The sequence below is a fragment of the Micromonospora sp. NPDC047753 genome (genome assembly GCF_040642735.1).
In the GTDB taxonomy this organism is placed as follows: domain Bacteria; phylum Actinomycetota; class Actinomycetes; order Mycobacteriales; family Micromonosporaceae; genus Micromonospora.
The window spans coordinates 1-6,569 of record NZ_JBEYSL010000388.1; the positions used below are offsets into that span (position 1 = coordinate 1).

Annotated in this window: 3 protein-coding genes and 1 pseudogene; 3 read left to right on the plus strand and 1 reads right to left on the minus strand. The window is 72.6% G+C overall.

The features are described from left to right. The coding region (locus ABZ749_RS26230; RefSeq protein WP_357232432.1) for a hypothetical protein at positions 1-1,708 on the plus strand (1,708 nt) is incomplete at its 5' end. A gap of 126 nt (positions 1,709-1,834) precedes the next feature. On the opposite strand, the gene ilvD is transcribed toward ABZ749_RS26230, so the two are convergent. Continuing rightward, a complete protein-coding gene (ilvD, locus tag ABZ749_RS26235; RefSeq protein ID WP_357232435.1) occupies positions 1,835-3,682 on the minus strand; it encodes a dihydroxy-acid dehydratase in 1,848 nt (615 codons plus the stop codon). Positions 3,683-3,793: 111 nt separating this feature from the next. On the opposite strand from ilvD, the gene ABZ749_RS26240 reads away from it, so the two are divergent. Continuing rightward, positions 3,794-6,166: a bifunctional diguanylate cyclase/phosphodiesterase gene (locus ABZ749_RS26240; protein WP_357232438.1), complete on the plus strand. Its 2,373-nt coding sequence runs from the start codon at positions 3,794-3,796 to the stop codon at positions 6,164-6,166. A 187-nt stretch (positions 6,167-6,353) separates the two neighbouring features. Next, positions 6,354-6,569 (plus strand): annotated as a pseudogene (locus tag ABZ749_RS26245) (acetolactate synthase large subunit); the annotation flags it as partial.

A 6,569-nucleotide genomic window follows, 5' to 3' on the forward strand; every position in this document is an offset into this window, starting at 1 on the left:
CGGTGCGGCCGGCCTGGAGCGGCTGACCTTCGCGCTGCACGCCACCGTCGACGCGGTCCTGGACGAGGCCGACGCGCCTTCGCTGTGGCTGGACCGGCAGTGGCAACCCGACCTGCCCGCAGCACTGCGGCACGAGCTGGAGGCCCACGCCATCCTCCGGGCCGATCACGCACCCTGGAGGCTGGTGCTGGGCCGATCCACCGCCCCGCCGGCCGTCGACCCGGCCGCACGGCTGGTCCGGCTGTGTGCGCTGGCCGACCTGCTGCTGCTCGACCTGGTCGTCGAGGTCCGCCGGCAGGGCGTGAGCTTTTGCTGGGCCATTCGGTACGAGGTGCCCGGCTCACCGGTGCCGCTCGCTCCGCCCGGCTGGTGCGGGGACCTGCTGGAGGTGTTGGCCTGCACCGACGTGGCCGACGCGCTTAGCGGCCTTGCCGAGCGAGGCCTGGCCGCTCCCGCCCGGCTGCTGCGCCCCGACTCGCCGCGCCCACCCGCCGCTCCGGCCGTGGACGTCGACCAACTCGAACGGCGCGTCCTCGCTGACTGCGTCGACCTGGCCGGCGGCGAGTTGCCCGGCGCGCAGGCCCTGTGGCGCAACGGCCGCTGGTGGCACACGACTCTGCGCACTGGCGAGCCGGTGGAGACCCTCGCGGAGCAGCCCACCGGCCAGGTCGTCCGCCGTGTGCGGGTGCCGGTGAGCCGCGGCTACGAACCACCCGACCCGCCCTGGCTGGGTGAACCCGTCCATTGGCGGCCCTGCCCGGACTGCCGACCCCACAGCCGGCTACGCGCCTGCGACTGCCGGCTCGGCGGTCGCGCGGCCGACCCCGACTGCCCGCACTGCTGCGGCGTCGGCCTGCGCCCATCCGCGCTGCACTGCTTCACCTGCGGGGACAGTCAGCGTCTGCACCAGACGGTGCTGGTCACTGTCACCGACCTGCGGCACCGGGTGATGCACCTGGCCTGGCAGGCCGGTACGCCCGAAGTCGCTCCGCTGGTCGCCACCCAACCGGGCGGCAGGCCCGTCGTCCAGCTTCCCGACCGTTACCGGCTCGGCTCCTGGGCGGCGGTGCTCGGCGCGCGGCCCGACGACCTGGCCGACGCCGACGGCGGGCAGCAGATCGGCAAAGACCTCCGCGACGGCTACGTAACCCTGCCCTGGGCCGGGGCCGACCCGGTCGGGGAGCACGTCCGCAGCGCAGGCCGGGGCACGGCGGCCGGCCGTCTGATCGTGGTGGCGACGCCTCCCGACGCGCCACCGCTGGCCGAGTTGCTGCGGCTCGCCCTCGGCCTTGACCTGGCCCTCGTAGTGGCCATGTGCGACCTGCGGCACAACGCCGCAGACCCATTGCTGGCCGACGGAATGCGCTGGTCAGTCGAGGTGAAGCCGCTCGATGCGCCTGTCCGTCCCGACGACTTCCCCTACCGACCAAGTCTTGCCGCCGCGCTCTCCTGGTGTGTCGAGTGCCTGACCGACGCCGTCGCCGGGGCCGCCCCAACCGACCCGAGGGCGTCCATCCCGGTGCCCTGCTCCGGGACGCGTCATGTCGCCGATCCCGAGCAGGATCTGTTGCGCCTGGCGGCCCGGCACGCCGGGCATGTGGTCACCGTTCGCTTCACCCGCGCCGGCTGCACGCTGCACCGCCACGACGACGACGGAGTACGGCTCCTCGCCGCTGCCCCCGACCTGCGCGATCTACGGTTGACCTGAGGGTCGCCACGCAGCGGTGATCGACACGAGATTGCAGAAATCGGGGTGTCCCGGTCGACGGGACACCCCGATATCGCGGAACTCGTGTTGATCTTGTCGCAGCGGCGGCGCGGCGTTGCCCGGTGGTTACTCCGGGACGCGGCGGTAGGCGCCGTCGCTGGCCGAGGTGGCCATCGAGGCGTACGCGCGCAGCGCCGCCGACACCGGCCGCTGCCGATCGGTCGGGGTGTACGGCTTGTCGCGCTTCTCCTCGGCCACCCGGCGAGCCTCCAACTCCTCGGCGGGCACGTTCAGCTCGATCGACCGGGCCGGGATGTCGATGACGACCTCGTCGCCGTCGCGGACCAGGGCGATCAGCCCGCCGGAGGCCGCCTCGGGGGAGACGTGCCCGATGGAGAGCCCCGAGGTGCCACCGGAGAAACGGCCGTCGGTGAGCAGCGCACAGGAGCGGCCGAGCCCGCGGCCCTTGAGGAACGAGGTGGGGTAGAGCATTTCCTGCATGCCGGGGCCGCCCCTGGGCCCCTCGTACCGGATCACCACGACGTCCCCGGCGACCACCTGCTTGGCGAGGATCGCTGTCACCGCGTCGTCCTGCGACTCGTAGACCTTCGCCGGGCCGCGGAAGGTCAGGCAGTCGTCGGGCACGCCGGCGGTCTTCACCACGCTGCCCTCGGGTGCCAGGTTGCCGTGCAGGATGGCCAGCCCACCGTCGGCGGAGTAGGCGTGCTCGCGGTCCCGGATGCAGCCGCCGGCCGCGTCGGTGTCCAGCGACGACCACCGGTTGGTGGTGGAGAACGGCTCGACGGTACGCACCCCGCCCGGCGCGGCGTGGAACAGCTCGACAGCCGTCGGGGTGGGGGAGCCGCCGCGCACGTCCCAGTCGGTCAGCCACTGCGCCAGCGAGGGGGAGTGCACGGCGTGCACGTTCCGGTTGAGCTGCCCGGCCCGGTCCAGTTCGCCGAGGATCGCCGGGATGCCGCCGGCCCGGTGCACGTCCTCCATGTGGTAGTTCGGCGAGTTCGGTGCGACCTTGGCCAGGCACGGCACCCGGCGGGAGATCGCGTCGATGTCGGTGACGCCGAAGTCCATCTCCGCCTCGCGGGCGGCGGCCAGCAGGTGCAGCACCGTGTTGGTGGAGCCGCCCATCGCCACGTCCAGGGCGACAGCGTTCTCGAAGGCGGCCTTGGAGGCGACAGTACGCGGCAGCACCGAGTCGTCGTCGCCGTCGTACCACCGCTTGGAGATCTCCACGACGGTCCGGCCGGCCTCGACGAACAGTGACCGGCGGGCGGCGTGGGTGGCAAGCGTCGAACCGTTGCCGGGCAGCGCCAACCCGATCGCCTCGGTGAGGCAGTTCATCGAGTTGGCGGTGAACATGCCGGAGCAGGAACCGCAGGTCGGGCAGGCGGAGCGTTCGATCTCACCGAGCTGCTCGTCGGTGACCGCCTCGTTGGAGGAGGCGATCATCGCGTCGATCAGGTCGATCTTGCTGTGCACGACGCCCTCGATCGCCATCGTCTTGCCGGCCTCCATCGGGCCGCCGGAGACGAAGACGGTCGGGATGTTGAGCCGCAGCGCGGCCAGCAGCATCCCGGGGGTGATCTTGTCGCAGTTGGAGATGCAGACCAGGGCGTCCGCGCAGTGCGCGTTGACCATGTATTCGACAGCGTCGGCGATCAGCTCACGGCTGGGCAGCGAGTAGAGCATGCCGCCGTGGCCCATCGCGATGCCGTCGTCGACAGCGATGGTGTTGAACTCCCGGCCCACCCCACCGGCCTCGGCGACGGCGTCGGCGACCAGGCCACCCATGTCCTTGAGGTGTACGTGACCGGGCACGAACTGGGTGAAACTGTTGGCGATGGCGACGATCGGCTTGCCGAAATCGTCGTCGGTCATCCCGGTGGCCCGCCAGAGGGCCCGGGCGCCGGCCATCGTCCGACCGTGTGTGGAAGTCCTCGACCGCAGCTCAGGCATGCATACCAGCATGACACCGTCGACGCACCGGCCCGCCCCCGTATCTGCCGTGTCCCAACAGATGCACACCCAGCCCCCCATGACGTGCGCCCATCCGGCACTCTTGGAGGCGTGCATTTTCCACCGGGCATGGTCGCTGTCGCGGCGCTCAGCGGGCTCGTCGCCGCGGTGGCCGCCGTGCTGCTGACCGTCGTCGCCCGGCGGCGGGCGGTGCCGCGTCGGCCGGCACACGTGCTGCTCGCAGGCGCCGCCGGAGTTGCCCTGCTCAGCCTCCTGGCCGGGGTGGTCGCCACGCTCAGCGCCAACGACCACTGGGCCCACGAGCAGGGGCAGCGCACCGGTTGGGCGACGATGGTGGCGATCGGCGCGGCGGTGAGCGGGCTGGCCTTCGCGGCTGGTCTGCTCCGGCTGCCCGGGGTGGCCGCCACCGCGGCCGGGACGGCCCGGCTCGCCCTGGACGGCCTGGTCATGGCGGCGGCGCTGTGGTTCGTCGGTTGGGTGCTCTTCTCCGAGCCCACCAGGTTGCTCGGTGCGGCCACCCCGATGGCCTGCCCGGCGATCCTGGTGGCCACTGTGAGCGCCGCGCTCAGCGCCGGGCTCGTCGTGATCATCGTCTTCCGGGCCGCCACCCCACGTCGACGGCTCGCCGCGCTCGGCGCCGGCATCAGCGCGGTGACCTGCGGTGGGCTGGGTCTGAGCGCCGGGCTCTGCCAGGCCGGGCCGACAATGGCGCTGACCGGCGCGGTGGTGCTCGCCGCCGGCCTGCTGACCGTGGCGCTCACCGTTTACCGGGCCGACCGGCCGGGGCAGATCGACCTCGACCTGGTCGGTAGCGACGGCGAGTACGCGATCGCCCCGATGCTGGCGATGGCCGCCTCGGCCATGTACCACCTCGCCCAGGACGGCCGGTTCACCGCGGCGGGCATCGTGGCCGGCAGCGTGGAGGGCTTCGCACTGGTGGCACGGCAGTACCTCACCCTTCGCGACGTCCGGGGGTACGCGAGCCGCCTGGCCGAGCGGGAGGCGCACTTCCGTGAGCTGGCGCACACCGATCCGCTGACGTCGTTGGCCAACCGGCGCGGGCTGCTCCGGGCGCTGCACCGCAACGCCGCCGACCACAACCCGTGTGTGCTGCTCGGCCTGGACCTGGACGGCTTCAAGAACGTCAACGACATGCGGGGCCACGACGTGGGCGACGCCGTGCTGGCCGAAGTGGGCCGGCGGCTGCGCGGCAACCTGCGCCCCGGCGACGTGGCCGCCCGGCTGGGTGGCGACGAGTTCGCCGTACTCATGCAGGGCCGGCCGGTCGAGGCGGACCGGGTCGCCGAACGGCTCCTCGGGGTGATCAACCGCCCCTACGACCAGCCGGAGGGGCCGGTCTTCCTGTCGGTGAGCATCGGGGTGGCCGACTGGGCCGACGAGCCCGACGTGGAGCTGCTGCTGCGCCACGCCGACCTGGCGTTGCGCTACGCCAAGCAGCGTGGCAAGAACCGGATCGAGCGGTACGACGCCGCGTACGACCAACTGCTGCGCCGGCGTACGACGGTGGAGCACGAACTGCGCGGCGCGATCGACCGCGACGAGCTGCGGTTGGCGTTCCAGCCGGTGGCGTCGCTGCCGTCGGTGCGGCCGGTCGGCGCAGAGGCGCTGCTCCGCTGGCACCATCCTGAGCTGGGCAACGTGCGTCCGGACGAGTTCATCCCGCTCGCCGAGGAGTGCGGGATGATCGCCCCGCTCGGTGCCTGGGTGCTGCATCAGGCCTGCTACCAGCTCTCCCGGTGGCTCGCGGACGGGCACGACGTCTGGGTGTCGGTCAACGTCTCCCCGCGCGAGCTGCACGCCCCGGAGTACGTGGTCCAGGTCGCCGAGGCGCTGCGCGCCCACCACGTGCCGCCGCAGCGGCTGGTGCTGGAGGTCACCGAGCACGCGGTCGCCACCGACCTGGACGAGCTGATCCGGCGGCTGACCGCGCTGCGCTTGACCGGTGTCCGGATCGCGCTCGACGACTTCGGGGCCGGCTACTCGTCGCTGGGGCAGCTGCGCCGGTTGCCGATCGACATCCTCAAGATCGACCACAGCCTGGTCGCCGAGCACGAGCCGGTCCGCCCGGTCGGCCAGGACGGCCCGGCGTTCGCCCCGATGGTCGACATCGTCATGCGCCTGGGTCACCAGTTGGGGCTGGAGGTGATCGCCGAGGGGGTGACCACCCCGACCGAGTTGGCCGCGGTGGTGGCGGCCGGTTGCCGCTTCGGCCAGGGCGCGCTCTTCGGCTGGGGCGTGCCGGCCGAGCACCTGGAGGCGATGCTGGAGGCGGCCACGTCACCGGGTGCGCGTCCCGCTCCGGTGCCCGCGCCACGCCGCGTTCCGGGTATGTCCGGGCAGCTCAACCCGCCCGCCGATGGCGCGTCGCCGGTCGACGCGCCGACCTCCGTTAACCAACATGTGGGATCAGTTGACTCATCGCGTGAGATGCGTCAGGCTTAGCCGCATGTCGTCGTACCGGTCGCTGCGAGTACTTACCTGAGCGCACTCTCCCTCACCGAGAGTGCGCTGGCCCCGTGCATCTGCACGAGGGCCGTTTTTATTGCCATCGGAACCTGGCGAGCGGGCCCCGCCCGCGTCGCATCGCTTGACTAGCCACCAGCCACTCCAGCCGAAGGCCAGAACCGCCATGACGAGACCCACGCCCGAGACCCTCGCCCACACCGCCCGCCGGGCCCGCGCGACCGCCGACCCGACCGTCGACGTCGACCAGGCCGCCACGCGCACGGCCAACCCGGCCGCCCCGGCGGTACGGCCCGCCGCCGCGACCCCGATCTCCGGGGCCGGCTCGCTCGTGCGGTCCCTCGAGGCGCTCGAGGTCGACGTCGTCTTCGGCATTCCGGGC

Coding starts and splice junctions, on each gene's coding strand:
- ilvD (WP_357232435.1), bottom strand. CDS start 3,682: ATGCCTGAGCTGCGGTCGAGGACTTCCACACACGGTCGGACGATGGCC.